19 protein-coding genes are annotated in these 24,601 nt (G+C 72.8%); 10 read left to right on the top strand and 9 right to left on the bottom strand.

Annotated features, from left to right (window positions below; genetic code table 11):
- Positions 1 to 104: 104 nt before the first annotated feature.
- The 4 genes from rpsR to rpmG are packed head-to-tail and all read right to left on the bottom strand — an operon-like array spanning position 105 to position 2,106.
- Positions 105 to 344, bottom strand: a complete 240-nt coding sequence (gene rpsR / locus AB0I18_RS45840; RefSeq protein WP_363111756.1) for a 30S ribosomal protein S18 — start codon at positions 342 to 344, stop codon at positions 105 to 107.
- A gap of 3 nt (positions 345 to 347) precedes the next feature.
- On the bottom strand, positions 348 to 1,652 hold the full coding sequence (locus tag AB0I18_RS45835) for a GTP-binding protein (protein WP_363111755.1): 1,305 nt from the start codon (positions 1,650 to 1,652) through the stop codon (positions 348 to 350).
- Positions 1,652 to 1,936 carry a type B 50S ribosomal protein L31 gene (locus AB0I18_RS45830; protein WP_363111754.1) on the bottom strand — a complete coding sequence of 95 codons (285 nt, stop codon included), beginning with the start codon at positions 1,934 to 1,936 and terminating at the stop codon, positions 1,652 to 1,654. The genes AB0I18_RS45835 and AB0I18_RS45830 overlap by 1 nt, the downstream gene beginning before the upstream one ends.
- A 5-nt stretch (positions 1,937 to 1,941) precedes the next feature.
- Positions 1,942 to 2,106, bottom strand: coding sequence for a 50S ribosomal protein L33 (gene rpmG, locus AB0I18_RS45825; RefSeq protein WP_030599717.1), 165 nt, complete (start codon positions 2,104 to 2,106; stop codon positions 1,942 to 1,944).
- A gap of 65 nt (positions 2,107 to 2,171) precedes the next feature.
- On the opposite strand from rpmG, the gene rpmB reads away from it, so the two are divergent.
- The 3 genes from rpmB (at position 2,172) to AB0I18_RS45810 (ending at position 3,452) form a co-directional block, all read left to right on the top strand.
- Positions 2,172 to 2,408, top strand: coding sequence for a 50S ribosomal protein L28 (gene rpmB / locus AB0I18_RS45820; RefSeq protein ID WP_151477718.1), 237 nt, complete (start codon positions 2,172 to 2,174; stop codon positions 2,406 to 2,408).
- On the top strand, positions 2,408 to 2,713 hold the full coding sequence (gene rpsN / locus AB0I18_RS45815; protein WP_363111753.1) for a 30S ribosomal protein S14: 306 nt from the start codon (positions 2,408 to 2,410) through the stop codon (positions 2,711 to 2,713). Before rpmB ends, rpsN begins: the two co-directional genes overlap by 1 nt.
- 226 nt (positions 2,714 to 2,939) lie before the next feature.
- Positions 2,940 to 3,452, top strand: a complete 513-nt coding sequence (locus AB0I18_RS45810) for a hypothetical protein (RefSeq protein ID WP_363111752.1) — start codon at positions 2,940 to 2,942, stop codon at positions 3,450 to 3,452.
- An 85-nt stretch (positions 3,453 to 3,537) separates the two neighbouring features.
- Here AB0I18_RS45810 and AB0I18_RS45805 read toward each other — a convergent pair whose 3' ends face one another.
- Positions 3,538 to 5,841 carry an FUSC family protein gene (locus AB0I18_RS45805; protein ID WP_363111751.1) on the bottom strand — a complete coding sequence of 768 codons (2,304 nt, stop codon included), beginning with the start codon at positions 5,839 to 5,841 and terminating at the stop codon, positions 3,538 to 3,540.
- A 169-nt stretch (positions 5,842 to 6,010) separates the two neighbouring features.
- Between AB0I18_RS45805 and AB0I18_RS45800 the strand changes: the two genes are divergently transcribed.
- Positions 6,011 to 6,568, top strand: coding sequence for a DUF4232 domain-containing protein (locus AB0I18_RS45800; protein ID WP_363111750.1), 558 nt, complete (start codon positions 6,011 to 6,013; stop codon positions 6,566 to 6,568).
- A 34-nt stretch (positions 6,569 to 6,602) separates the two neighbouring features.
- Here the strand turns inward: AB0I18_RS45800 and AB0I18_RS45795 are convergent, their stop codons facing one another.
- Positions 6,603 to 7,784: a DUF2786 domain-containing protein gene (locus AB0I18_RS45795; protein WP_363111749.1), complete on the bottom strand. Its 1,182-nt coding sequence runs from the start codon at positions 7,782 to 7,784 to the stop codon at positions 6,603 to 6,605.
- 106 nt (positions 7,785 to 7,890) lie between these two features.
- Here AB0I18_RS45795 and AB0I18_RS45790 point away from each other — a divergent pair, with 106 nt between their 5' ends.
- The 4 genes from AB0I18_RS45790 to AB0I18_RS45775 all read left to right on the top strand — a co-directional run bounded on the left by AB0I18_RS45790 (position 7,891) and on the right by AB0I18_RS45775 (position 13,632).
- Positions 7,891 to 8,652 carry an ABC transporter ATP-binding protein gene (locus AB0I18_RS45790; protein WP_363111748.1) on the top strand — a complete coding sequence of 254 codons (762 nt, stop codon included), beginning with the start codon at positions 7,891 to 7,893 and terminating at the stop codon, positions 8,650 to 8,652.
- On the top strand, positions 8,646 to 10,874 hold the full coding sequence (locus tag AB0I18_RS45785) for an FtsX-like permease family protein (RefSeq protein WP_363111747.1): 2,229 nt from the start codon (positions 8,646 to 8,648) through the stop codon (positions 10,872 to 10,874). Before AB0I18_RS45790 ends, AB0I18_RS45785 begins: the two co-directional genes overlap by 7 nt.
- Positions 10,875 to 10,980: 106 nt before the next feature.
- A complete protein-coding gene (locus AB0I18_RS45780) occupies positions 10,981 to 11,712 on the top strand; it encodes a Clp protease N-terminal domain-containing protein (RefSeq protein WP_363111746.1) in 732 nt (243 codons plus the stop codon).
- Between the two features lie 180 nt (positions 11,713 to 11,892).
- On the top strand, positions 11,893 to 13,632 hold the full coding sequence (locus AB0I18_RS45775) for a bifunctional 3'-5' exonuclease/DNA polymerase (RefSeq protein ID WP_363111745.1): 1,740 nt from the start codon (positions 11,893 to 11,895) through the stop codon (positions 13,630 to 13,632).
- Positions 13,633 to 13,688: 56 nt separating this feature from the next.
- On the opposite strand, the gene AB0I18_RS45770 is transcribed toward AB0I18_RS45775, so the two are convergent.
- A complete protein-coding gene (locus AB0I18_RS45770; protein ID WP_363111744.1) occupies positions 13,689 to 17,045 on the bottom strand; it encodes a BTAD domain-containing putative transcriptional regulator in 3,357 nt (1,118 codons plus the stop codon).
- Between the two features lie 497 nt (positions 17,046 to 17,542).
- Entirely contained in the window at positions 17,543 to 18,448 is a 906-nt protein-coding gene (locus AB0I18_RS45765) for a glycosyltransferase (RefSeq protein WP_363111743.1), read from the bottom strand.
- A gap of 299 nt (positions 18,449 to 18,747) precedes the next feature.
- On the opposite strand from AB0I18_RS45765, the gene AB0I18_RS45760 reads away from it, so the two are divergent.
- Positions 18,748 to 19,701 (top strand): M56 family metallopeptidase, encoded by a 954-nt coding sequence (locus AB0I18_RS45760; RefSeq protein ID WP_363111742.1) that lies wholly within the window; start codon positions 18,748 to 18,750, stop codon positions 19,699 to 19,701.
- Between the two features lie 314 nt (positions 19,702 to 20,015).
- Here the strand turns inward: AB0I18_RS45760 and AB0I18_RS45755 are convergent, their stop codons facing one another.
- The gene (locus AB0I18_RS45755; RefSeq protein WP_363111741.1) at positions 20,016 to 21,407 is read right to left on the bottom strand and encodes a Tat pathway signal sequence domain protein; all 1,392 of its coding nucleotides are present in this window, start codon (positions 21,405 to 21,407) and stop codon (positions 20,016 to 20,018) included.
- 242 nt (positions 21,408 to 21,649) lie between these two features.
- On the opposite strand from AB0I18_RS45755, the gene AB0I18_RS45750 reads away from it, so the two are divergent.
- Positions 21,650 to 24,466 carry a hypothetical protein gene (locus tag AB0I18_RS45750; RefSeq protein WP_363111740.1) on the top strand — a complete coding sequence of 939 codons (2,817 nt, stop codon included), beginning with the start codon at positions 21,650 to 21,652 and terminating at the stop codon, positions 24,464 to 24,466.
- Positions 24,467 to 24,601 lie beyond the last annotated feature (135 nt).

The raw sequence follows: 24,601 nt of genomic DNA, 5'->3' as shown, positions 1-24,601 counted from the left end.
GGCGATCGGATATCCCGTCGCGGCACCGACCCCACCACCCACCACCCCAGGGGCGCGAGGAACTGCGCGACCAGCCCCCACCCACCCGCAGACAAACAACCGCGCTATCGCGACGCGTACGGCAGCAACGCCATCTCCCGCGCATTCTTGATCGCACGAGCCATCTGCCGCTGCTGCTGAGCAGAAATCCGCGTAACCCGCCGACTACGGATCTTCCCCCGGTCGGAGATGAACTTCCGCAGCAGGTCCGTGTCCTTGTAGTCGATGTACGTGATCTTGGCCGCGTCCAGCGGATTGGGACGGGACTTGACGGGCTTGTCGCGACCGGGCTTACGAGGAGCCATGGGTCAGACCTCCAGAAGGGTGTCGAAGGCGGGCGGAAGCTGCTTCCAGGCGGCCCGACCGGCCGCGTACTCCGAATCGGTCAACAGGCAGGACTCCAGGAGCAGTTCGAGCCCGTCCCGGTCCAGCCCCGGCGAGGTGAAGACGAGGTGCTGACAGCAGTCACCGTGCTCCGGATCCCAGTCGAGCGCGGCGGCAGCCCGACGCACCGGCGGCACCATCTCCCACGCCGCATCAGGCAGCGAGGCAAGCCACGGCCCCGCGCTCTCCACACACAGCGCACCCCCGGCGGCATCCCAGTGCAGCAGCGTGTCCGGATGGTCCGCGAGCCAGAAGCGCCCGCGACTGCGCGCCGCCGCGCAGGTGATGTCCTCCAGCGCCGCGTACAGCCGCTCCGGGTGGAACGGCCTGCAGCGGTGCCACACGAGCGTGGAGACCCCGCACTCGTCCGCCTCGGTCGGCAGCAGCGCACAGGCGGGATGCTGGGCCGCGGCCGCCGCGTCCACGTCGAACCCGGCGAGGGCGGCGTCGGCAAGCGCCGAACCACCAGACCTCGGTCCCGCAGCTCCTGACCCAACGGGTTCTGATCCAACGGGTTCTGATCCAACAGCCCCCGACCCGACGATTCCCGGCTCAACAGCCCCCGGCCTCACGGCGGACCCTGACCCTTCGAACCACGAGCCGCCGCCCCCCGAGCCGGCCACGCCGCCCGCCAGGCCACCGTGGCCGATCGGAACTTGGCGGGCGGTCGGATGCAACTGGGCGAGCAGCGCCCGGTCCTCGTCGTCGGCCTCCTCGGAGTCGACGAGGGCGAGCACGGGCGCGTACTCCAGCTGACGCGCGAACGTGTCGGCGATCGTGCGCTGGTCACTGGCGGCCGCGGCGAGCCCCGCGTCGGCGAGGTCGTCGCCGTTGCCGAGGTACGGCAGTACCAGCGCGGGGTCGACCGCGGTGATCACGCCGGTGAGCCGGAGCCCGGCACCCGTGACCACCTCGGCCATGGCCTTGGGCTCGACGGAGTCCCAGAGCTCGACGACCGCGAGCTTCGTCGTCCCGTCCTCCGCGAGCCGCTCCAGCTCCGGCACGAGGTCCTCGCGCAGGGCGCAGCACGCACAGTCGTTGACGAGCTCCGCCTCACCGGCGGAGACGATGCCGGTGCGGTCGCGGATCGTGCGGACGACCGTGCCCTTGACGGCCGTCGCGAGGTCGTGATGGAGCGCGACGGCTCCGGGTACGTCGGCGAGCAGCCGGTCGACGGCGGCCCGGCGGGCATCGGTGTGCAGCCCGCCGACGATGGCGACGGACAGCATCAGCCGGCCTCGCCCTTGCCGTCGGACTCCCTCTTACCGTCCCGCTTGCCGTACCGCTTCTCGAAGCGCTCGACGCGTCCTGCCGTGTCCATCACGCGGGCCGTGCCCGTGTAGAAGGGGTGGCTCACGTTCGAGATCTCGATGTCGACGACCGGGTAGGTGTTGCCGTCCTCCCACTCGATCGTCTTCTCGCTCGACATCGTCGAGTTGGTCAGGAAGGCGTGGTTCGCGGCCCGGTCCCGGAAGACGACAGGCCCGTATGCGGGGTGGATTCCCTTGCGCATCTCGGTCAGCGCTCCTCTCGGAAGTCGACGTGACGGCGGACGACCGGGTCGAACTTGCGCAGGACCATCCGGTCGGGGTCGTTACGACGGTTCTTGCGGGTGACGTACGTGAAGCCGGTCCCGGCCGTGGACCGGAGCTTGATGACCGGTCGGAGTTCGTTGCGTGCCATGAGGTTAGTATATGAAAACGAGTCCCATTACCAATAACAAAAAGACAGAGAGGTACGTCACTCAGATGTCCGCGCACTGCATGCTGACCGGGGCCCAGCCGGGCTTCGGCAACAACATCTCCCACTCGCACCGGCGCACGTCGCGCCGTTTCGACCCCAACATCCAGAGCAAGCGCTACTGGGTGCCGAGCGAGGGCCGGTACGTACGGCTGAAGCTCAGCACGAAGGGCATCAAGACCGTCGACACGATCGGTGTCGAGGCGGCGGTGGCCCGGATCCGCGCCCGCGGGGTGAAGGTCTGATGGCGAAGAAGAGCAAGATCGCGAAGAACGACAAGCGTCAGGTGATCGTCGCGCGGTACGCCGAGCGGCGGGCCGAGCTGAAGGAGATCATCCGCAGGCCGTCCACGCCGGAAGCCGAACGGGCCGCTGCCCGGCGGGAGTTGGAGCGGCAGCCGCGCGACGCGAGCGCCACCCGCGTACGCAACCGGGACAGTGTGGACGGCCGGCCTCGCGGGTACCTGCGGACCTTCGGGCTCTCCCGGGTGAACCTGCGCGACCAGGCGCACAAGGGGTTCCTGCCGGGAGTCCGTAAGTCGTCCTGGTAGGGCTCGTAGGCCTGGTAGGGCTGCGGGGTCGGTTGCGCCGGTGCCGTCGGTGGCTCGGCGGTGCTTTCCGGCAGGCTGCCTGAGACGCTGTCCGGGAGACGGCCGAAAGGCTGCAGGGGCCACATAGGCCGCCTGATAGCTTGCTGCGGTCGTCCCGGTGACAGCGATGACACCGGCGGCACCGGCGATACCGGCGATTCGTCCGGCCAGACCCTTGGGGGCTTCAGTGACTTCGGCAACCTTCTCGCGCAGGCAGACGCGGATCGCGACCGCGGCGGCGGGGCTGGCGGCCGCGCTCGTCCTGGCGACCGGCTGCAGTGGTGACGACGGCGGGAACGGCGACAACGACTCGTCCCCGGAGACGAGCGCGTCGCCGACCGGGTCCGCGGACACCGGCGGCGGTTCCGGCGGGAAGACGTCCGAGGCCGACGGGCTGGAGGGCAGCTGGTTCGCCACGAACGACGGCAAGGCCGTGGCGCTGGTGATCACCGGGACGGAGGCCGGGCTGTTCTCGACGAGCGGGTCGGTGTGCGACGGCACCGCCGACGAGCGGTCGGGCATGCAGATGATCACGCTGAAGTGCAGGGACGGGAACAAGGACCGGGCCGAGGGCATGGTCGAGTCCGTCGACTCCACGACCCTCAAGGTCAAGTGGGAGGGCTTCGCCGAGGAGACCTACACGAGGTCGGAGGGCGGGAAGATGCCGACCGGGCTGCCCACGGCGGGCCTGGGCTCCTGACGTCACCGCGCACGGCCCCACCACATACGGCCCCACCGCGCACGGCCCCACCGCCTACGACCCCCACAACGCACGACCCCGCTCCTCAACGGGCCGTGGAATCCCTCGGGTTCCGCGGCCCGTCCGGCTTTCCGGGGGCCGTCCCCTTCGCCTTCGCCCGGGCGGTGCCGTCGACCGTCATGGGCGGTACGGCGGTGTCGAGGGCCTCGGAGAGTTCGGTGAGCGGCTCCAGCATGCGGCGCGCTCCGGTGCGTACGGCCTTGTCCGCCGGATCGGGAGCGGCCTCGGCGGGGTGGCCGGGAGCGGACTCGGCCTCCGAGTCCCAGGCGTCCAGGGCGGCGCGGACCGCGTCCCAGGTGGGGACGCGCCGGTCGCGGATCGCCCTGGCGCCCTGTTCGGTGGACGCGCGCAGGGCCTCGGCGAAACGGGCGGCCGCGGGGACCGGAGCCGCCCCGCGTTCCGGGAGGTGTGCCTCCAGGAGCATGGCGGCGCGGCCCAGTCGGGCGAGCGCGTCCTCGGCGTCGTCGGCGGCGGTGCGGGACAGGCCGCGGTGGCGGACCGGTTCGGCGGTGGCGCGGGCCACGGCGGTGTGCCAGGCCGCGCGGGCGGTGCGGGCGGCGAGCAGGGCCTCGCGGACGTCCGGGGCGTTCCTGCCGACGGGGTCGGCGTAGGTGGCGACGACCTCGGCGGCGTACCGGCCCTGGGCGGTCAGCCAGTCGGCGAGGCGGGTCCGCAGTCGCGGGGTGTCCCAGGCCGGGTAGAGGGCGTACGCGAGCATCGCCAGCAGTCCGCCGAGCAGTGTGAGCAGGACCCGCTCGGGCACGGTCTGCGTCCACTGCTCGCCGCCCATGCCCAGCAGCAGGACGACGTACGCGGCGATGCAGGCCTGGGCCGCGAACTGGCCCGTACGCAGCAGCAGGTACAGCAGCCCGGCGCTCGTCACGGCGAGGGCGGCGGAGAGGTACGTACCCGGGTCGGCCAGCCGCACCACGGCGGTGGCCGCGGTCACGCCGACGACGGTTCCGCCGAGGCGGGCGACCGCGCGGCTGTACGTCTGTGAGAAGTCCGGGCGCATGACCATGACGGAGGTCAGCGGGGCCCAGTAGCCGTGGCCCAGCGGGAGCCAGGTGCCGAGGATGTAGCCGGTGGCGGCGACTGCGGCCACGCGGGTGGCGTGGCGCGTGACCTGGGAGCCCCTGCGCAGGTCCTTGCGCATGGCGCTCAGGGCTACGGGGATCAGGCCGGGGAGGGTGGGGCGCCTTAGGGGGTGGCGGGATGGGGTTGTTGGGCGGGTGCGGGTTGTGGGGGGCTGGTCGCGCAGTTCCTCGCGCCCCTGGGGTGGCTGAGGTCGGTGCGTCTTCTGCAGGTTGTGGTCAGGCGTCCTTTGGGTTGAGGTCGGGGCCCCCGTACCCCCCGCCGTTTCCACCACGTCCTGGAGGAGTGTGCCCAGGCGGGTTGCCGCCCGGTACCGCGGGCCCGTGAGGACGGCGCCCGTGTCGGGGGTGCGGAAGGCGGTGATCGGGCCGGGCGGGAGGTCGACGGGCTCGCCGTGGCGGATCGCGTGGGCCGTGGCGTCGAGGATGGCGGCGGCGGAGTCGAGGAGTTCGCGGACCCGGTCGCGTTCGCGGCCCTCGGTGGAGGCTCCCGCCGCCGGGTCGGCGAGGGAGGCGAGGACCGGGCGGATGCGTTCGGCGAGGCCGCGGGCGCCGTGCAGTTCGGCGGGGCGGCGGCGGGCCTGGCGCGGGGTGACGGCGGCCGCGGCGCGGGCCTCCATCAGGGGCTCCGGGTCGAAGGGCGCGACCGGGTCGTGGCGCAGCCGGCGCGCGTAGTCGGCCTCGGCGGCCAGGGCGTCGGCGAGCGCGTCACGCTGGGCACCCCAGCGTCGTACGGGGAACAGCACGATCAGCGCGGCCTGCACGAGTCCGCCGACGACCATCATCGAGGCGTGCCCGGCGGCCTGGGCGACGGAGGTCGGCAGGGTGACCGTCACCAGCATGATCGCCACGTTCGAGGAGGCGACCAGGCCGATGGTCGGGCCAGCGGCCCAGCTCATCCCGGCGCCGAACGTCCACACCACGAGGAGCGCGAGGAAGAGCGGCTCGTGGGAGACGGTGAGGTAGCCGAGGAAGGTGGACACGGCGAGGCTCGTACCGGAGGCGAAGGCCAGTTCGGGGCGGGGGCGCCAGCTGCGCTGGAACGTGGCGATCGCCGCCTGGAACGCGCCGAACGCGGAACTCGCCGCGGCGACAGGACCGAAGAGCCACAGGCTCAGCGCGATCACGATCGCGAGGCCCGCCGCGCCCCGCAGCGCGATCAGCGGTTCGAGCCGCTTGCGCTCGACCGTCAGACCCGAGCGCGAGGTCTGCTTCAGCGCCCGGAGCCAGCTCATGGCGCCAGCGTAAGGGAGGCCGCCGGAACGCGGCCGCTCGGGGAACCGCATGATGATCTACACGAGCACCGCCACCACGAGCACCGCCGCGACACCCCACCCCAGACTCCACAACGCCAGACACCAGACGCCAGACGCCAGACGCCAGACGCCAGACAGAGGAAACCCCATGCGCGCCCTACCGATCGCCGTCGCCGTCCTCGCGGCGGCCCTCACCCTGACCGCCTGCAGTGACAGCGACGGCGGCAGCGACAGTGGTGACAAGGACACCGGCGGCAAGAAGACCAGTGCCTCCACCGCCTGCAAGGCCGACCAGGTCGGCACGGACGTCGCCGCCAGTGAGGCCCCGGCCGCGGGCGACAGCGGCACTGTCTCCGTCACCCTCACCAACAGCTCCGGCGCCGACTGCACCCTGGAGGGCTTCCCCGGCGTCGACCTGCGGGCCGGCAGCGTGTCCCGGACGGTCCCCGCCGAGGAGGCCGCGCAGCCGGAGAAGCTGACCGTCAAGCCGGACGAGGCGGTGACCTTCACGATCACCTACGTACGAGGAGCCGCGGGCGACACGGAGAAGAGCGCGGCGGTGAAGACCGTGAAGTTCAGCCTGCCCGGCGCGGCCGACGACACGGCCGACGAGCTCTCCTTCGCCTGGAAGTACGGCGAGGTCGCCCTGCGGAGCAAGACCGAGCCGGACGCCTCGGTGACCCCGTTCCAGCGCACGGGCGACTGAGCCACCGGCTCTGCCGAGGCGCCGCGGCAGGGCGTCATCGCAGCGGCGGCCGGGCCCTCACCTGCGCCCGGTCCGCCGCCGCGGCGCCTTCCTCCCAGCCGGCCGCGTCGTTCACCCCGCGCACCCGGGTCGTGACGGTTTCCGGGAACATGCGCTCCGCGTGGTCCGCGACCGCCACGTCGCGGGCCACGAGCACGGGCAGCAACTCCCCTCCCGTGGCCGTCACCTGCTCCTCGGCCACGGCCGCGAGCCGGTCGCCGATGCGATGCGCGTACGCGGCCAGGAAGGACTGCCGGAAGGCCTTCGTGCGCTTCCGGCCGCCCGCCCGCTGAGCCGCCTCCGCCTTCGTCATCGCGGCCGTGGCCTGCACGAGGAGAGAGGTGTAGAGGAGCTCGACCGCCTCCAGGTCGGGTTCGAAGCCGACGACGGTCGAGAAACCGAGGGCCTCGTTCCACACCGCCTGGCAACGGTTCGCGCCCGCCACCGCGTGGAGCAGCACCGCCTTGGCCGTCTCGTACGGCGCGTCGACACCGATGCGGCAGGCGCCGGGCGCGTCCTTCGCGTGCGTACGGGCCGCGAGCAGCGCCTCGTCGATGCTGTGCCGCGCCATCAGCTCCTGCGCCTTGGCACTCAGCGCCTCCGCCTCCTCCGGAAACCCGGTCGCCTCGGCCTTGGCGAGCAGCGCGCGGATACGGCCGAGCATCCGGGAGTCCTTCGGCACCGCGGCCCCCTTGACCGCGCCGGGTGCGCCGGGTGCGTCCAGCGGCTCGATGGCGGGCAGGCGGAGCAGCAGCCGGTACAGCTCAAGGGCGGCGGTAGCGTACGAGAACCGGTCGGTGCGGGGTGCCGCTGCCGCTCCCCTCTCTCCCCCTTCTCCCCCGGCCGCCGGCTCTTCGAGCTCTGCCAGCTGTGCCGTCCAGCGCGGGCCCGGGTTCTCGCCCGGCTTCCGCCGCTTCGCCTGCGCGAGGACCAGCGCCGACACCAGGCGTACGTGTACGTCGTCCAGCTCGCGCCGCACGATCCGTACGACATCGGCCGGCTGCCAGCCGCGACGCCAGGCCGCGGCGACGAACTCCTCGCCACGCCGGGCGAGTTCGGCGTCGGACGCCGGGTCGGCGGCGAGCAGCGAGGCTCCCGTGTCGAGGGCCGCTTCGGTGTCGGCGTAGAGGGCCGCCTCGAAGGCGCGCTCCACGGTGCCGGACGTACTCCTACTCATTCCTCGATCGTGTCACGGGCCGGAGGCCGGGGTATGGCCTGCCCTACCCCCAGGACACCCCCTGGTGGTCGTGTCCGGGCGGCCCGCGGACGGTTCGCTGGAGGGCATGACCACCACAGCCGTACGTACCACCGCAGCCGCACCTTCCGCCCCGGCCGTACGCATCCGGTCACTGCGCCGCCGGTACGGTGCCGTCGTCGCCCTGGACGGGGTCGACCTCGACTTCGGCGCCGGGACCTTCACCGCCGTGATGGGGCCGTCGGGGTCGGGGAAGTCGACCCTGCTGCAGTGCGCGGCTGGGCTGGAACGGCCCGGCTCCGGGACGGTGACCGTCGACGGGGTCGGCCTTGGCGGGCTGAGCGAGCGGCGGCTGACGCTGCTGCGGCGGGAGCGGATCGGTTTCGTCTTCCAGTCGTTCAATCTGCTGCCGTCGCTGACGGCCGCGCAGAACGTGGCGCTGCCACTGCGCCTGGCGGGCCGCCGGCCGTCGCGTGCGGCGGCGCGGGAGGCGCTGGAGCGGGTCGGTCTCGCCGAGCGCGCCCGGCACCGCCCGTCTCAGCTGTCGGGCGGCCAGCAGCAGCGCGTGGCGTTGGCCCGGGCGCTGATCACGAGCCCCGCCGTGCTCTTCGCCGACGAGCCGACGGGCGCGCTCGACACCACGACCAGCCGCCAAGTCCTGTCCCTGCTGCGGGAGTTGGTGGACGGGGAAGGCCAGACCACGGTCATGGTCACGCACGACCCGGTGGCCGCCTCGTACGCGGACCGGGTGGTGTTCCTGGTCGACGGCCGGGTGGGCGGCGAGCTGACCGCCCCGTCCGCCGAACGCGTCGCCGCCCACCTGACGGAACTGGAGGGCGCCCCGTGCTGAGCCTGCGGCCGGTGGGCCTATGGCCGGTGAGCCTCTCCTCCTTGCGCACCCGGTGGGCGTCCTTCGCCGGTTCCTTCGTCGCCGTCGCGCTGGGGGTGGGCGTGATGACGGCGATGGGTGTCGGGCTCGCCGCCTCCCTGGACGCACCCTCGCGCGCGCCGGAACGGTTCGCGTCCTCGCCCGTCGTGGTGATGGGGCAGGACACGCTCACGGTGGAGGTGCGACGGGGCCCGGGGACCACCGTGGTGTCCCGACCGCTGGCTCATCCACACCCTGTGGACGATGAACTGCTGGCTCGGTTGCGGGAGTTGGGCCCCGTACGACTGGATGGCGTGCGCCGGGACGCGGTCGGCGTCGACGCCCCCGAAGCGGCCGTACGGAAGGTCGTACGCGAGGCCGTACCCGAGGCCGCCGACGACCGCGCCCTCCCCCGCCCCCGCGTCCTGACCGGCGACGCGCGCCGTCTCGCCGACCCCGCCACCGAGCGGGACGCCGAGGCGCTGGTCGCGGTGAACTCGCTGCTCGGCACCGCCGCCGGGGTCGCGGCCTTCGTGTCGGTCTTCGTGACGGCGTCGACCTTCGCCTTCGTCGTGGCGCTGCGGCGCCGGGAGTTCGGGCTGCTGCGGATGGCCGGGGCGACGCCCGGTCAGGTACGGAGGCTGCTGCTCGGGGAGGCGGTGGCGGTCGGGGCGGCCGCGTCGGCGGCGGGGTGTGCGCTGGGTTCCTGGGCGGCGCCCCGGCTCGCGCGGGCGCTGGTGGAGGGCGGGGTGGCTCCGCCGTGGTTCACGGTCGCCGATGTCGACGGCTCGTCGCCGCCATGGTCGTGGCCGTACCAAGTCGCTTTCTGGACCGGCCTGTTGGTCGCGCTGTCGGGTGCGTGGGCGGCCTCGCGGCGGGCCGGGCGGATCGGGCCGGCCGAGGCGTTGCGTGAGGCGTCCGTGGACACGGGTGTGATGCCGTGGTCGCGGCGGATCGTCGGGGCGGGGCTGCTGGCCTGCGGACTCGGCCTGCTGGTCTGGACGTTGTGGTCGGACCCGTCCGCGCTGCTGAAGCGGAAGACGTACACGACCCAGCCGATGCTCCTCGTCACTGCCGTCGCGGCACTCGCGCCGCTCCTCGTCCGTCCGGTCGTACGGCTCCTGCGACTGCCCGGCGTCACCGGGATGCTGATCCGCGAGAACGCGGGCGCCTCGGTGCGGCGCACGGCGGCCGTGGCGGCACCCGTGCTGCTGACGGTCGCGCTGGCGGGGTCGCTGCTGGGGTCCGCCGGGACGGTGTCGCGGGCGAAGGCGGCGGAGCTGCGGGCGCGGACCACGGCCGATCTCGTGGTCACGGGCGGCGAGTTGAGGACTGCCGAGGCGACGCTCGCGGCACGTGCGGCCGGGGCCGTCGTCGCCGGGTCCGCCTCGACCGCGGTCTTCGTACGGGAGGAGGGAACCGCGCTCATACGGTCCGACGCGCGGGCGGTGACGAATGTCGCGGCCTTCGCGTCCCTGTCCCAACTACCCGTCATGGCAGGGGACATCCGCGATCTCGACGACCGGTCGATCGTCGTGAACGAGGAGTGGGAGCGGCACGAGGTGGGTTCGTTCGTCTCCGTCCGGCTCGGGGACGGGCGGCCGGCCCGGTTGCGGATCGCGGCGGTGCTGGCGCGGGGGACGGGGGACAACGGGGCGTACGTGACGACGCCGAACGCCCGCGGCGCGGTGGTCGACCGGCTGGAGGTACGGGTCCCGCCGGGGGCGAGTCGGGCGGACCGGGCGAGGACCGAGGCGGCACTGCGGAGTTCCGGCGGCACCGTGCGGTCCGCGGAGGAGTGGCTCTCCTCGGCACGGCCGCGGACCGGCGCGCAGACCCGGCTCGGGCTGCTCGTCGTGCTCGGGATCGCCCTGGTCTACGCCGCGATCTCGCTGGCCGGGACCCTGCTGATGGCCACGTCGGCCCGGCGGACGGAACTGCGGTCACTGCGGCTGGCCGGGGCCACCCGGGGGCAGGTGCTGCGGGTGGTCGCGGGCGAGTCGGTGGTCGGCGTCTGCGCGGGGGTGCTGCTCGGCGGCGCGGTCACCGCGGTGAACCTCGCCGGGTTGTGCGTGGCGCTCGGGCGGCTGTCGGCGCCGGTGGGGGTCGCCGTGCCGTGGGATGTGGTCGGTTGGTGTGCCGGGGTCTGCGTGATGGTGGGGGTTGGGGCTTCCGGGGCGGGAGCTTGGCGGAGTGTCCGGTGACGCGACGGAGGGTGTCCCGTGACGCGACGGTCGGGTGTCCGGTGATGCGACGGTCGGGTGTCAACTCGCGGTTGACACCCCATCACTGTCAACCTAAGGTTGACACATGACCACGAACCCACGTGCCACCACCCAGGTACGCCTCGACGACCTGATCGAGGCCATCAAGAAAGTCCACACCGACGAGCTCGAACAACTCCAGGACGCGGTGCTCGCCGCGGACCACCTCGGCGACGTGGCCGACCACCTGATCGGCCACTTCGTGGACCAGGCCAGGCGTTCGGGCGCCTCCTGGACGGACATCGGCAGGAGCATGGGGGTCACCCGGCAGGCGGCCCAGAAGCGGTTCGTGCCGAAGGCCGAGTCGGACCTCGACCCCAGCCAGGGTTTCAGCCGCTACACGCCACGGGCCAGGAACGTGGTGGTCGCCTCCCAGGAGGAGGCCAGGACCGCGGGCAACGACCAGATCCACACCGAGCACCTGGTCATCGGCCTGATCGCCGACCCGGACGGCCTCGGGGCGAAGGCGATCACCGCACAGGGCGTCACCCTGGACGCCGTGCGCGAGGCCGCGACCGCCGCCCTCCCGCCGCGCGCCGAGAGCATCCCCGCGCTCATCCCCTTCGACGGCAGCGCCAAGAAGGTCCTCGAACTGACCTTCCGCGAGGCCCTGCGCCTCGGCCACAACTACATCGGCACGGAGCACGTCCTGCTCGCGCTGCTGGAGCACGAGGCCGGCACGGGCCTGCTCGGCGGGCTCGGCATCGACAAGGCGGCGGCCGAAGCGAACATCGAGAAGGCGCTGGAGAAGATCCGCGAGTCCCGCCAGGAGGACTGACCGCCCGCGACCACGACCTGTGCCCGGCGCTGAACAGGGCCCTGAACACGGCCCTGAACACGGCCGTTAACTTGCCGGTCACGGCCGTGACCTTGCCGGGCGCGACCGTGAAGTTGCCGGGCGCGGCCCTGAACTTGCAGGTCAGGGCCATTGTCAGACCCTCCTGCGAAACTTACGGTCATGACCGGCCGGTGGGCTCTCGCACCAACCGAGGACGGCGGCGCGGAGCTCGCCCCCCTCGGGTCCGACGGGCTGCCCGCCGGACCACTCCTCCGGGAGCCGGACCTCGCCGAGTCGGTACGGTCCCGGCCGGACGTCACCCGCTGGGTGTGGCGTTCGACGGCCGAGGTCTACCCCCGGCTGCGCGCCGCGGGGGTCCGCGTGGAGCGGTGTTACGACATGGAGGCCGCCGAGACCCTCCTCCTCGGCCACGAAGGACGGCTCGGCGAACCCCGGTCCGCGGCCGCCGCCCTGGCCAGGCTGCGCGGCGGCCCCGTACCGCCGGACCCCCGGCAGCGCTCCGCCGAGCCCGGCTCGCAGTCCTCCCTCTTCGAGCCGCGCCCCGTCCACGTACCACTGGACCAGCTCATGGAGGTGTACGCGGACCAGCAGCGAAGACATGACACGACCGCGCACCCCGAGCGGATGCGGCTGCTGACCGCGGCCGAGTCGGCGGGCATGCTGGTGGCGACGGAGATGAACGCGTTCGGGCTGCCGTGGAGCGCGGACGTCCACCGCGAGGTACTGCACGAACTGCTCGGCGAGCGGTACACGGGCGGGGGCGAGCCCCGGCGCCTGGCCGAGCTGACGGACGAGGTGTCGGCCGCGTTCGGCCGCCGGGTGCGGCCCGATCTGCCCGCGGACGTCGTCAAGGCCTTCGCGCAGGCCGGCATCAAGGTGAAGTCCACCCGCCGCTGGGAGATCGAGACGGTCGACCATCCCGCCGTCAAGCCGCTGATCGAGTACAAGAGGCTGTACCGGATCTGGGTCGCCCACGGCTGGTCATGGCTCCAGGACTGGGTGCGGGACGGCCGGTTCAGACCGGAGTACCTGCCGGGCGGCACGGTCACCGGGCGCTGGGTGACCAACGGCGGCGGCGCGCTGCAGATCCCCAAGGTCATACGCCGGGCCGCGGTCGCCGACCCCGGCTGGCGGCTCGTGGTCGCGGACGCCGACCAGATGGAACCGCGTGTGCTGGCCGCGATCTCCCGCGACCCCGGCCTGATGGAGGTCGCGGGCCGGGAGACCGACCTCTACCAGTCCGTCTCCGACCGCGCCTTCTCCGGCGACCGCGCACAGGCGAAACTCGCCGTGCTCGGCGCGGTCTACGGCCAGACGTCCGGCGACGGCCTCAAGAACCTCGCGCTGCTGCGCCGCCGCTTCCCCAAGGCGGTCGCGTACGTGGACGACGCGGCCCGGGAGGGCGAGGAGGGGCGGCTCGTACGGACCTGGCTCGGGCGGACCTGCCCACCGGCAGCCGGCTCCGGCTCCACGTCGGACGAGGTGGGACTCCCGCAGGACGAGCCGGCGGGCGCAGGAGCCGACGGAACCTCCAGCGGCTCTCTCGGTTCTGCCCACTCCTTCGGCTCCGACGGCGACGAGTGGGTGCCGGGGTACGCCTCCACCAACTCCCGCGCCAGGGGCCGCTTCGCGCGCAACTTCGTCGTCCAGGGCAGTGCCGCCGACTGGACCCTGCTGGTCCTCGCCGCCCTCCGCCGGGCCTGCCGCGACATGGCGGCCGAGCTGGTCTTCTTCCAACACGACGAGGTGATGGTGCACTGCCCGGCGGACGAGGCCGACGCCGTGGTGGAGGCGATCCGGGAGGCGGCGGAACTGGCGGGGCGGCTGACGTTCGGGGAGACGCCGGTGCGGTTTCCCTTCACGACGGCGGTGGTGGAGTGTTACGCGGACGCCAAGTGAACGTGCCTGCCCAGAAGGCCGGTTGACGGCAGGCGGGCTGGCGGGCGCGCGGGAGGTCAGTCGATGTCACCCAGCAGCCGCCGCAGCTCCCCGGTCACCGGGCTGTCGGTGCCGTCCAGGGCGTCGAGGGCCAGGGCCCACTCCTCGTACGCCTCCCGGCTGCGGCCCGCCGACCGGTGGAGCAGTCCCCGCTGGTGCCGGGCCAGACCGGTGGTGTAGCGGTCGGCCCGCTGTTCGGCGCGCTCCAGCAGCTCGGCGCACTCACGGGCGGCCCGCTCCGTGCGGTCGAGGCCGCGCAGCGCCTGGACCAGGCCGAGCCGGGTCTGGGAGCCGCTCTGCCAGTCGACACCGTCCGAGACGCTCACGGCACGGTCGAAGTGCTCCAGCGCACCGGCCGGTTCGCCGAGCGTGAGGTGGGCGTACCCGATGTTGCAGTGCCCGGACTCGCGGACCCGGGAGTCGCCCATGAGCTCCCCGAGCGCGATGCTCCGCTCGTGCCACGCGATGGCGGCGCGCGGATCGGTGTGCTCGTACAGGTTCCCGAGGTTGCTGTAGGCGATGGCCTCGCCCGCCATGTCGCCCAACTCCCGGGCCAGCTCCAGGGATTCGCGCAGCGCGACCTCGCACTCGGCGTACCGGCCCAGGCTTTCGAGCAGCAGACCGCGGTTGTTCAGGCAGCGCTGGATGCGCGACGCGACACCGAGGACGCGCCAGCGCGCGAGGGCCTGGTCGGTCAGGGCGAGCGCCTCGCCCGCCTGGCCTTGCATAAAGTGCAGACCCGCCAGGTCGGAGAGCGCGATCGCCTCGGCCGCGTCGTCCCCGAGCCGCCGCGCCACGTCCAGCGCCCGCCGCCCGAGCGTCTCCAACTCGGGGAGCCGGCCTCGGCGTTGCAGATACGGGAAGAGGGACCGTACGAGGACGGGGACGAGCGGGGACCCGGCGGCACGGCCCTCGACGAGCGCGACCACGTTCGCCACCTCACGGTCCCCCCAGGCAACGGCCTCGGCGGCCGACGCGAACGGTTCGGCCTCCTCGCCCCCGACGGCCGTACGCTCCCGCTCGGCCGGAGTCGCCCCCAGCCGGTTGTCCCGGTCGACACCGGACGGGGTCAGCGCCAGCACACACTGACGGGCGGCGGCGATGTACCAGCGGAGGGTGATGTCGGTCGGGTCCTGTCCAACGTGAGCCTGATCCGAACCGGGCGCGGCGGCTGGCTGGAATCCGGGCGCGGCCGGGCTGGAGCCGGGCGCTGCAGGCGTCGAAGCCGGGTCTGTGGACCCGGCACTCAGGTCCACGGGCCCCGCGCCCAGGCCCATAGAACGGCGGCCGAGCCCCTCCGCGTCCGCCTCCCCCTCTTCTCCTCTCCCTGCCCCTCCTCCCTCTCCTGCCGCCCGGGCCACCTCGCGGGCGAAGTCGCGTACGAGGTCGTGCGGGGTGTAGCGGCCGTACGTCGTCTCGTCGAGGAGGGCGACGTCGACGAGGCGGTCGAGGGCGGCCTCGGCACGTCGTTCGCCGGTGCCCAGCAGCCGGGCGAGGAGCGGGACACCGTACGTCGGCAGGTCGAGCGCGCCGATCCGGCGCAGGGCGAACGCGGCGTCGCGGTCGGTCTCGCGGTCCGAGGCGCGCAGCGCGTCGAGGGCGACCGCGAGCGAGCGGCGCACGCTGAGGTCGTCGTACTCAAGGTGGTGCAACCGCTCGTCGGAGGCGGCCAGTTGACCGGCGAGCGCGTCCGGGGTGAGGACCCGGCGGGCGGCGAGCCGAGCGGCGACGATACGCAGGGCGAGGGGCAGCCGTCCGGTGAGGCCGACCAGCGGGTGCGTACCGTCGAGGCCGTCCCGGCCGGAGACGGCGCGCAGCAGTGCGGCGCTCTCCTCGCCGGAGAGCGGCCCAAGCGGAAAGCGCGACACGCCGTCCAGCGCGGTGAGGGGCGAGCGGCTGGTGACGATCACCGCACAGCCGGGTCCCGCGGGCAGCAGGGGGCGAACCTGCGCGGCGTTCGCGGCGTCGTCCAGGACCAGCAGTGTGCGGGTGGGCGCGAGCAGCGAACGGAGCAACGCACTTGCCGCGTCCGGGTGTTCGGGCACGCCGCGCGGTTCGACACCCAGGTCACGGAGCAGCGCGGCGAGGGCCTGCCCGGACGTGAGCGGCGGCACGCCCGGTGTGGCGCCGTGCAGCCGTACGTACAACTGCCCGTCCGGGAACTCCTCCCGCAGCACGTGCGCCACCTGGAGCCCCAGCGCACTCTTCCCGACCCCCGCCATGCCACTGACCACCGCCGCCCGGGGCCGCCCGTCCCCGGCCGGCACGAGGGCGGCACGCAGATCCCGGATGGTGTCGGTGCGGCCGGTGAAGTAGACGGGAGCGGGCGGAAGTTGGGCGGGACGGGGCACGGGGACGGGGACATGGGCCTCCGGGACGACGGGAGCCTCCGAAGCCTCCAGGCCGACGGAATTCTCCGGAACCCCTGGGACGGCGGGAGCCTCCCGGCCCTCCGGCGCGGCGGAGGTTCCGGGGACTCCCGCCGGGGATGTTCGGGCCTCCCCCTTCACCCCCTTCACCCCCTCCACCCCCGCCCGGCGCTCCGGCTCCCGCAGGATCTCCTGGTGAGCCTCCCGGACCGCGAGCCCAGGCTCCACCCCGAGTTCGCGGACGAGGGTGCGTCTCAGATCGCGATGGACGGCCAGCGCCTCGGCCTGGCGGCCCGTCCGGTACAGGACCAGCATCAACTGACGGTGGAAGGCCTCACGAAGGGGGAACTCCGCGACCAGCGCGGCCAGTTCGGGCGCAAGCCCGGCAAGCCCCACGCCCCCGCCACCCCCACCGGCTTCATCACCCCCGTCGGCCACCCCACGGCCCGCCTCCAGCCCCAGTTCCAACTCCCGTTCCAGCTCCGCGTCGTACCGGCACTCCAGGGCGAACAGCCGCGCCTCCTCAAGCCGTTGGACGAGGGAGAGCCCGCCGACCTCCGGGGGCAGGTCGCTCAAGGGGGTACCGCGCCACAGCCCGAGCGCCGCAAGGGCCTCGGCCGCGGCCCGCGCCCAGTCCCGCCGGGCGTGCGCCGCGCGGGCAGCCGCGACCCGGGCCTCGAAGACCCGCACGTCCAACTCGCCGTCCGCGACCCTCAGTCGGTACCCGGGCGGCACCGACCGCAGCCGCTCCGGATCGTCCAGGAGCCGTCTCAGACGGGTCACATGGTTCTGCAGGGACGCGTGCGCGGATGCGGGCGGCGTCTCACCCCACAGCGCGTCCTTGAGCACCTCGACGGCGACGACCCGCCCCGGTTCCAGAAGCAAAGCGGTGAGCAGCACCCGGCCCTTGGCCCCGCCGACCGGCCGGGCCGTACCGTCGGCGTCGTACACGACCGTCGGCCCGAGCAGCCCGAAACGCAGCCCGGCCGCCCGCTCCGACCGCATCCCGCCGCCCACCCGTCCGCCTTTTCCCACCGGTGACCGCCGACGGCTTGAATCCGTCGCTCCGACACCGCTCGGGCGAAACTCTGTGCCCCGCCACACCGTTCGTCACATGTTAGCGATCGGTTGGTGTGGCCTGATCTGATCATCACATCGGACCCGGTCGCTCCGGTACGCGGTTGGCGTCGTATGTCGCCGCGGCTCGGGGGAGTGTCACCGTCGCGACCGGGTCCGAGATCAGACGAGAGCGGTCCGCGCACAAGACGGACGCACACGAAGAACAAGGCGCCCCGCAGGGCGCCTTCTCCATACCCGCACACACTCCCCGGGCTCCCCCCACATCCGGTCCCGCGGATTCCCGCAAGCAAAACCCAACCGTCGGCCGACATCACACAACCGACAGCCGAAGCCCACCCGGACGGACAGCCGACCGGCCGACCGGCCAAGCAATTGGGCTCCAGCCCCCCAACCTCCCCCAGCCCCCATACCCCCTCTGCCGGTCAGACGACCGGGGGCCGCCCAAGTCGCGTAAGCCGCCACACGGTCCCCCAGCGCATCGGCCGACGCTCCCCGGCCGACACCCGCAGCCCCTCCACGAAGCCGCCGAACCACGCCCGCAGCCCGCCGACGGACCGCGTCCGTACGAGAGTCAGCGCGATCCAGACCGCCAGGTGGACGGGGATGAGCGGCAGCGGCAGCCGGCGCCGGACCAGCCAGACGCGGTTGCGGGCGGTGACACGGTGGTAGATGGCGTGCCGGGCGGGCGAGGTCTTCGGGTGCTGGAGCAGCAGCTCAGGCTCGTACCGGATGGTCCACCCGGCGTCGGCGGCCCGCCAGGCCAGATCGGTCTCCTCGTGCGCGAAGAAGAACTCGGCGGGCCAGTCCCCGGTCTGCGCGAGCATCTCCATGGAGAGGGCGTGGCCGCCGCCGAGGAAACCGGTCACTTCCCCGCCCCGCATCGGGTCCTTGGCACCGAGCCGGGGCACGTGCCGCCGCTGGGTCTCGCCGTACTCGTCGGCGATCCGGAATCCGACGATGCCCAGGCGCGGCTCGGCGGCGTACAGGTCCCGTACCCGCCGCAGCACATCAGCGTCCACGAGCAGCCCGTCGTCGTCCAGCTCGACGACGACATCGACGTCCCCGAACTCCCGCAGCCGCCCCAGCGCCACGTTCCGCCCGCCCGGGCAGCCGAGATTCTCGTCGACCTCGATGGGGGTGACCTCGCCGGGAAGGCCCAGCCGGTCGGCGAACTCGGGCAGCGGGCAGCCATTCCCGACGATCACGATCCGTGCGGGCGCGACGTCCTGCTTGGCCACCGAAGCGAGCAGCTCGTCGACCTCCTGGGGCCGCGTCCCCATCGTCACCACGGCCACCGCGATCCGCGGTCCCTCCGACACGACGCCCACCCCACCTCATCGACAACAGAGAGCGATGCTAGCCGTTCACGGTAAGGACCCCTTAAGTACGCAGCTTCTTAAGAGGGCGGGGTCCACCGCGCCGGCGCCCGTATATATACGCGCGCCGACAGCCGGCGTATCAAAGTGCCCGCCCGTCCGCTCGGCACACCGACCGTCGCCGCCGCCCCCTGACTGCCGGTAGCGTGTTCACCACCCGCCTCCCCGCGCCCGCCACGGCGCCGAAGGCCAACAGACAACGGTCAGGGAAAAGCCGGCCGACGGCAGACGGACGAGAGGGACCCAGCGACATGACCGTATCCGTATCCCTGCCCCTGCTGCTGATGGCGGCCGTGGCCCTGACTGCGGCCGTCGCGGCCCCCCGCACCCTGACCCGCTCCGCCTGGCCGGAGCGGGAACCCGTACTCGCCCTCTGGGTATGGCAGTGCCTGGTCGCCACCGTCCTCCTCTGCTGCCTGACGGCACTCGTACTGAGCGCCTCGGCCGTCTTCCACACGGTCCGCGTCCATGTCTTCGCGCCCGCGCCGCCCGCCGTCACCGAGGCGTACGACCTCGCCGCCGCCCCGCCCTGGACCACCGCGCTGACCCTGCTGCTGGCCGGCGGGGCCGCCTGGACGACGGCCATGCTGGCCCGCGAGGTGGTCGAGGCCCGCAGGCGCCGCCGGCTGCGCCGCGAGCACCTGCGCGAACGCGCCCCCGAGCTGCCCGCCGGCCTCCCGGCCTCCCGCGGCCCCCTCCTCGTACTGGAGGACGAGTACCCGGACGCCTGGTGGATGCCGGGCAACCCACCCCAGCTCGTCGTCACCACGGGCGCCCTGCACCGTCTCACCAACACCCAGCTCGACGCCATCCAGGCCCACGAACTGGGCCACGCCCGCGCTCACCACGACTGGCTGCTGCACCTCTCCCAGGCCCTGGCCGACGGTTTCCCCGGGATCCCGGTCTTCACCCACTTCCGCGACCAGACCCACCGCCTGGTAGAACTCTCCGCCGACGACACGGCCTCCCGCCGCTGCGGCCACCTCACCACCGCACTCGCCCTCATCGAGCTCAACCAGCACCGCGGCGTCCTCTCCTGCGCCACCCCCCGCCCCCTGCTCCACCAACGCGTGGAACGCCTCCTGGACCCCCCACCCCGCCTGACCCGAGCCCGCCGCCGCAGCACCACCACGGTCGCCGCCCTGGCCCCCCTCCTCCCCCTCCTGATCGCCTTCGCCCCGGCCCTGGCAACACTCGGCCACTGAGCGCTCCGCGGGCGGGGTGCGGTATTGATTCCGCGGGCCGCCCGTGGCTGGTCGCGCAGTTCCCCGCGCCCCTTCGGGGCGCTGTACCGCACCGGATCGGGCCCCCGCCCGGCACCCCCGGGCCGAACGCACCCGCAGCCGCTGTACAAACGGGAGCGGGCCGTGCCGGTACGTCGCAGTCCGCCGCGTAGGGCTCCTCCCAGTGACGCCACCCGTCAAAACAGACAGCCGTACACCCGGAAGGCGGCGGACTCGACGTACCGGCACGGCCCCGACCCCACAACGAACCGCACCGCGCAGGACCCGTAAGCCCGTCAGCCCCGCAACGGGTTGGTGCGCGTAACCGCCAGCAAGTACCAGGCAGTCGCCCCCACATGCCGGTACGGGTAGTAACCAAACCCGAATCCGGTATCGAGCGGACTACTAGCCGAGACGACCCCCGAGCGCTCGGGAAGCGCCTTGCCGCCAACGGTCTGCGCCCCACCGAGCAGCTCCTGAGCCCGCTCGACGGAGGCGATCAGCCGACGGGCACGCACCTCGTCGCCACGCCCGCCCCGGTCCCGCAAGGCAAGCGCGAGATGCGCCGTCCCCTCGAACCACACCCCGTTCCGGTCGGGCCTGGGCTGGAACTCGGCGATCGGAGCCTCCTCGTCCGCCAGCAGACTGGCGGAACTGAAGGTGACCCCTTCGTACGACTGCCCCGCGGGCACCGTGCTGTTCGGCCGGTCGGACCGGTCGAGAACGGCCAGTTCGGCAGCCGCCCAGTCCAACGACCGGGAGTACGAACGCGAGTCGAGCGCGAGATGAGTCCAGGTCTGCGCGTCCTCGGGAATCGGAGCCCTATTGACCGTCACACCGTCATTGGTACCGGTGTAGAAGAAACCTTCGCCCGGCTCCCACATCTTCTTGACGAAGGCTTCGGCACGCGCACGCCTTTCCCCCCACACCCGCTCCCCGGTGAGCCGCCCGAGCCGCCCGAACAGACACACCAGATCAGTGTTGTGCTCGGTCGAACTGAACGGCAGCTTCGCCCCCGCCCCGTCGACCCCGAACTTGTAACCGCCGAGGGGCTCGTCCGTACGCGCGTTCCGCTCGATCCACTCCCCGATCCGCACGGCACCGGCGAGGAAGCGGCGGGCCCCGGTCCGCCGGGCGAGTGCGCTGAGCGCGATCCCCGCCCAGGCCATGTCACCGACCGCCGTACCCGTGAACCCGAACTGCGTGCCGACGTTGGCGGTGCCGTCCGCCCGTACGAAGCCGTCCGGCTGCGGCACCCCGTCGAAGAAGACGTACGGCCCGACGTTGTAGGCCTGACGGAGCCTGCCGTCGTCGTACGCGGGGTCATGGGCCTGGGCGTAGAGCAGCGCGTCTCCAAGAACCACGGCTCTGCCCCGCCCGTCCGCGGTCCCGGCCGCGAGGTGGGCCAGAACCGCGAGAGCGTTGTCGTAGGTAAAGGCGGTGCTGAACAAGCCCGCCTGGTCGCTGTAGCTCTGGGCCAGCCGAACACCACCGTGATCCGGATAGGCATCCATGGCGGCGGCGAGAAAGGCATGCCCCCGCCCCGAACCGGCACCGGCGGCCGACCCCCCGACCGCGTGGGCCGAACCGGCACCGACACCGGCCGCGGCAAACACCGCGGCCCCGACACCGAGGCCCGCGCCGATGAGCGTACGGCGACTGAGCGCCGGGTCCTGCCTGCCGGTCATGAATCTCCCTCGGAAGCCTGAGAGCGCTCTCAACAGTGCGCCCTCATTGTGCTGGTGCACCTGAGGCGGGTCAACGCCCGTGGCAAGCAGATCAGTTGGTGAGGCCCGAGGGAACGGCAGAACCGGCGGTAGCTACCCTGATCATCAACACTGAGCAACCCTTTGGCCTTGGTTCTCACCACCTTCTCCTTCTCAGACACAACCGAGACGCCCGGGCACAAGAACCAACCAGGAGGCGCACGTTGATCCGTGTCCGGCGCACATTGGTCGCCGCTGCGGCGTTGTTCGGGGTGATGGTGAGCTCGCCGGGCTGGGCGCACGCCCAACCGGCCGCCGACCCCGTACCGCCCAAGCCATCGACCGACGCCGACCGCAGACTCCCGGCGGACTGGCAGATCACCGGCAACGGCCCGGGCCAACAACTGACTTGGCGCTCGACCGCACCGGTGCCCATGGGCGACGCAGCCGTCGGGTTCTACTCCGGAGACCGGCTGCTCGGCCGGCCGCTGGCCGCCGAGGACGGGCGTACGTTCAGCCTCGACCTCGCCGGCGTACGACTCGGCCGGCTGACGGACCTACAGGTACGAGCAGGCGGGCGCCGCCTCGACGCACCCGAGACCCCGACCGCGACCGCCCCGCAACGGCGCCGCTCCACAACGGCGACGGAGCCGTCGGCCCCACTGCCGGCCAACCCCGTGGACCCCGGCCGCCCCGGCCCGTACCGGACGACCACGGGCGAGTACGAGCTGAAGCCGGTCCAACTGCCCGACCTCCCCGCCCCGGTGGAGATGCGCGCGACCGTGGTGGCGCCGACCGGCGCCCCGGGCCGCCGCCCGCTGGCCCTGTTCCTGCACGGCCGCCACTCCACCTGCTTCACCGCCGGGAGCGACGGCGACGAGGGTGACGTACTCGGCGAATGGCCGTGCCCCACCGGCTCGAAGCCGATACCGAGCGAGCGCGGTTACCTGCAGGACCAGAAACTCCTGGCGTCCCAGGGATACGTGACGCTGTCCATAGCCGCCAACGGCATCAACGGGCAGGACTACCTGGCGGAGGACGGCGGCGCGCAGGCCCGCTCGTCCCTGGTCCGGCAGCACCTCGCCCGCTGGGCGGACTGGTCGGCCACCGGACGGGCCACGGCCCCGGCGATCGTACGGACCACCGCGCGGGCCGACCTGTCCCGCGTGCTCCTGGTCGGGCACTCGCGGGGCGGCGAGGGCGTGAACCGGGCCGCGCTGGACAGCCTCTCCAAGCCGCCCGCGGACCAGGACGGTTACCGGGGACCGGTGCGCTGGAAGATCCGCGGAACCGTCCTCATCGGCCCCACCGTCTTCGGCCAGAACCCGGCTCCCGACGTGCCGTCAATGACGATTCTGCCCGGCTGCGACGGCGATGTGGCCGATCTGCAGGGTGAGATCTACGTGGACGGCACGCGCGGCGTCAGCCGCGGCGCAGCCCTGCACAGCGCGGTGTACATGGTCGGCGCCAACCACAACTTCTTCAACACCGAATGGACGCCGGGACAGGCCGAGGCACCGGCCAACGACGACTTCTGGCACGACGCCGAGGCGCCGGACCCGGTCTGCTCGCCGGGCACGGCGAGCCGGTTGACCGCCGCTCAGCAGCAGACCGCCGGTGCCACGTACATAGCCGCCGCGGCCCGGGTGTTCGTGGCGGGCGACGACCGGGTACGCCCGCTGCTCGACGGCTCGAACGTGCGGGCGGCGTCGGCGGACCCGGCACGCGTACTCACCCACGCGGTCGGAGCCAGGCGCACGGCCGCGTTCCTGCCGGACGCCGCGCTCACGGTGGCCGGCGACGGCGGCCGGCTGTGCGCACAGGTCGACCCCGACCCGGCCACCGCCTGCCTGAACCCCGAATCCCCTGACCACTCACCGCACTTCGCCACATGGGAGACCTCACCCGAACCGGGCCGCCACGCCGTGGCACTGGACTGGTCGGCACCGGGTTCCGCCGTACGGGTACGCCCCGCGCGGCCGGTCTCCCTGGCCGGCGCCAAGGATCTGGCCCTGCGGGTCATCGTGCCGCCGAACACCACCGGCACCAGGCTGGACGTCTCCGTCACGGACACCGCGGGCCGACGGGCGGCCCTCGGCCGGGTCCGTGTCGACGGACTGCCCGGCACCGAGCGGACCGCCTCGCACTGGGCGCGGGAGGTACGCGTACCGCTGACGGCCGCGACCCGGGCCGGACTCGACCTGAAGCGGGTGAAGGCACTCGAACTGACCCCCCGCAGCAGGTCCGGAAAGGCCTGGCTGATGGACGCCTCGGGCTGGCGCCCCGGTATGGCGGCGGTCCGGCCCGCCACGCTGCCCCGCGTCGATGTCGGCCGCTTGTCGGTCGAGGAAGGCGACTCCGGAGTCCGGACCTACCGGGTGCCGGTGCGGGTCTCCGGCCAGGGCGGCAGCGGCCAGGTCCGGCTCTTCGTCACGAACCCCGTGTCGGACGAGGTCACATCCCGAGTGGTGACGGTCCGTCCGGGCAGCGCCGCCATCGAGGTGCCCCTCGACGTGCACGGCAACACCCGCTTCAGCTACGGCGCTTCGCAGAACGTGTTCGTGAAGGCGGTCCGCGGCGCCGTGGTCGGCGCCCACCTCGGCGGCGTGAACGTCGAGAACGACGACCCGATGCCCACGTTCACGGCGACACCGGTCGCGGACCGCGTCACCGAAGGACAGAGCCTGACCTGGCGGATCACACAGTCCGCGGTCGCCGACACGGAGATGTGGCTCGACTCCGCCTTCCTTCCGGTCACCACCGGCCCGGAACTCTCCAGCACGGACCTCGACCCGGACTGGTTCGAGATGAACACCGGCGAGTCACCGACCCCGTCCCGACCGCTGTCCGAAGTGGCACCGCTCTACCTGCCGACCTCCATCCCCGAAGGAGAGCTGACCACCGAGGTGACCGTACCCACCACCACGGACACGTTGACCGAGCCGGCGGAGTCACTGCGAATCCAACTCTCCACCTGGGACGAAGACTTCGAGCCGGTGGAGGGCCCGGTACTCACCGGCACGGTGCTGGACGCGCGGTAGCCAGGGGGACGTGGACAGCAGTAGGCACACGTCCAGATCTCAGGGGTGAGGGGCCCCCGCGGCGTCGCGGACTTCGCACATCACTTTCCGAGTGGGTGACCGCACTCTGCGTCCGGCTCGAAAACTTGTCGTAGC

Source organism: Streptomyces sp. NPDC050704, assembly GCF_040654355.1.
Lineage (GTDB): Bacteria > Actinomycetota > Actinomycetes > Streptomycetales > Streptomycetaceae > Streptomyces.
The sequence above is the reverse complement of the archived record's forward strand: the minus strand, read 5'-3'. Positions and strand labels throughout refer to the sequence as shown.

What these genes read in the sequence shown, in the direction of transcription:
- rpsR (WP_363111756.1), bottom strand. Translation starts at nt 344, where the DNA reads ATGGCTCCTCGTAAGCCCGGTCGCGACAAGCCCGTCAAGTCCCGTCCC.
- AB0I18_RS45835 (WP_363111755.1), bottom strand. Translation starts at nt 1,652, where the DNA reads ATGCTGTCCGTCGCCATCGTCGGCGGGCTGCACACCGATGCCCGCCGG.
- AB0I18_RS45830 (WP_363111754.1), bottom strand. Translation starts at nt 1,936, where the DNA reads ATGCGCAAGGGAATCCACCCCGCATACGGGCCTGTCGTCTTCCGGGAC.
- rpmG (WP_030599717.1), bottom strand. Translation starts at nt 2,106, where the DNA reads ATGGCACGCAACGAACTCCGACCGGTCATCAAGCTCCGGTCCACGGCC.
- rpmB (WP_151477718.1), top strand. Translation starts at nt 2,172, where the DNA reads ATGTCCGCGCACTGCATGCTGACCGGGGCCCAGCCGGGCTTCGGCAAC.
- rpsN (WP_363111753.1), top strand. Translation starts at nt 2,408, where the DNA reads ATGGCGAAGAAGAGCAAGATCGCGAAGAACGACAAGCGTCAGGTGATC.
- AB0I18_RS45805 (WP_363111751.1), bottom strand. Translation starts at nt 5,841, where the DNA reads ATGAGCTGGCTCCGGGCGCTGAAGCAGACCTCGCGCTCGGGTCTGACG.
- AB0I18_RS45800 (WP_363111750.1), top strand. Translation starts at nt 6,011, where the DNA reads ATGCGCGCCCTACCGATCGCCGTCGCCGTCCTCGCGGCGGCCCTCACC.
- AB0I18_RS45795 (WP_363111749.1), bottom strand. Translation starts at nt 7,784, where the DNA reads ATGAGTAGGAGTACGTCCGGCACCGTGGAGCGCGCCTTCGAGGCGGCC.
- AB0I18_RS45790 (WP_363111748.1), top strand. Translation starts at nt 7,891, where the DNA reads ATGACCACCACAGCCGTACGTACCACCGCAGCCGCACCTTCCGCCCCG.
- AB0I18_RS45780 (WP_363111746.1), top strand. Translation starts at nt 10,981, where the DNA reads ATGACCACGAACCCACGTGCCACCACCCAGGTACGCCTCGACGACCTG.
- AB0I18_RS45775 (WP_363111745.1), top strand. Translation starts at nt 11,893, where the DNA reads ATGACCGGCCGGTGGGCTCTCGCACCAACCGAGGACGGCGGCGCGGAG.
- AB0I18_RS45770 (WP_363111744.1), bottom strand. Translation starts at nt 17,045, where the DNA reads ATGCGGTCGGAGCGGGCGGCCGGGCTGCGTTTCGGGCTGCTCGGGCCG.
- AB0I18_RS45760 (WP_363111742.1), top strand. Translation starts at nt 18,748, where the DNA reads ATGACCGTATCCGTATCCCTGCCCCTGCTGCTGATGGCGGCCGTGGCC.
- AB0I18_RS45755 (WP_363111741.1), bottom strand. Translation starts at nt 21,407, where the DNA reads ATGACCGGCAGGCAGGACCCGGCGCTCAGTCGCCGTACGCTCATCGGC.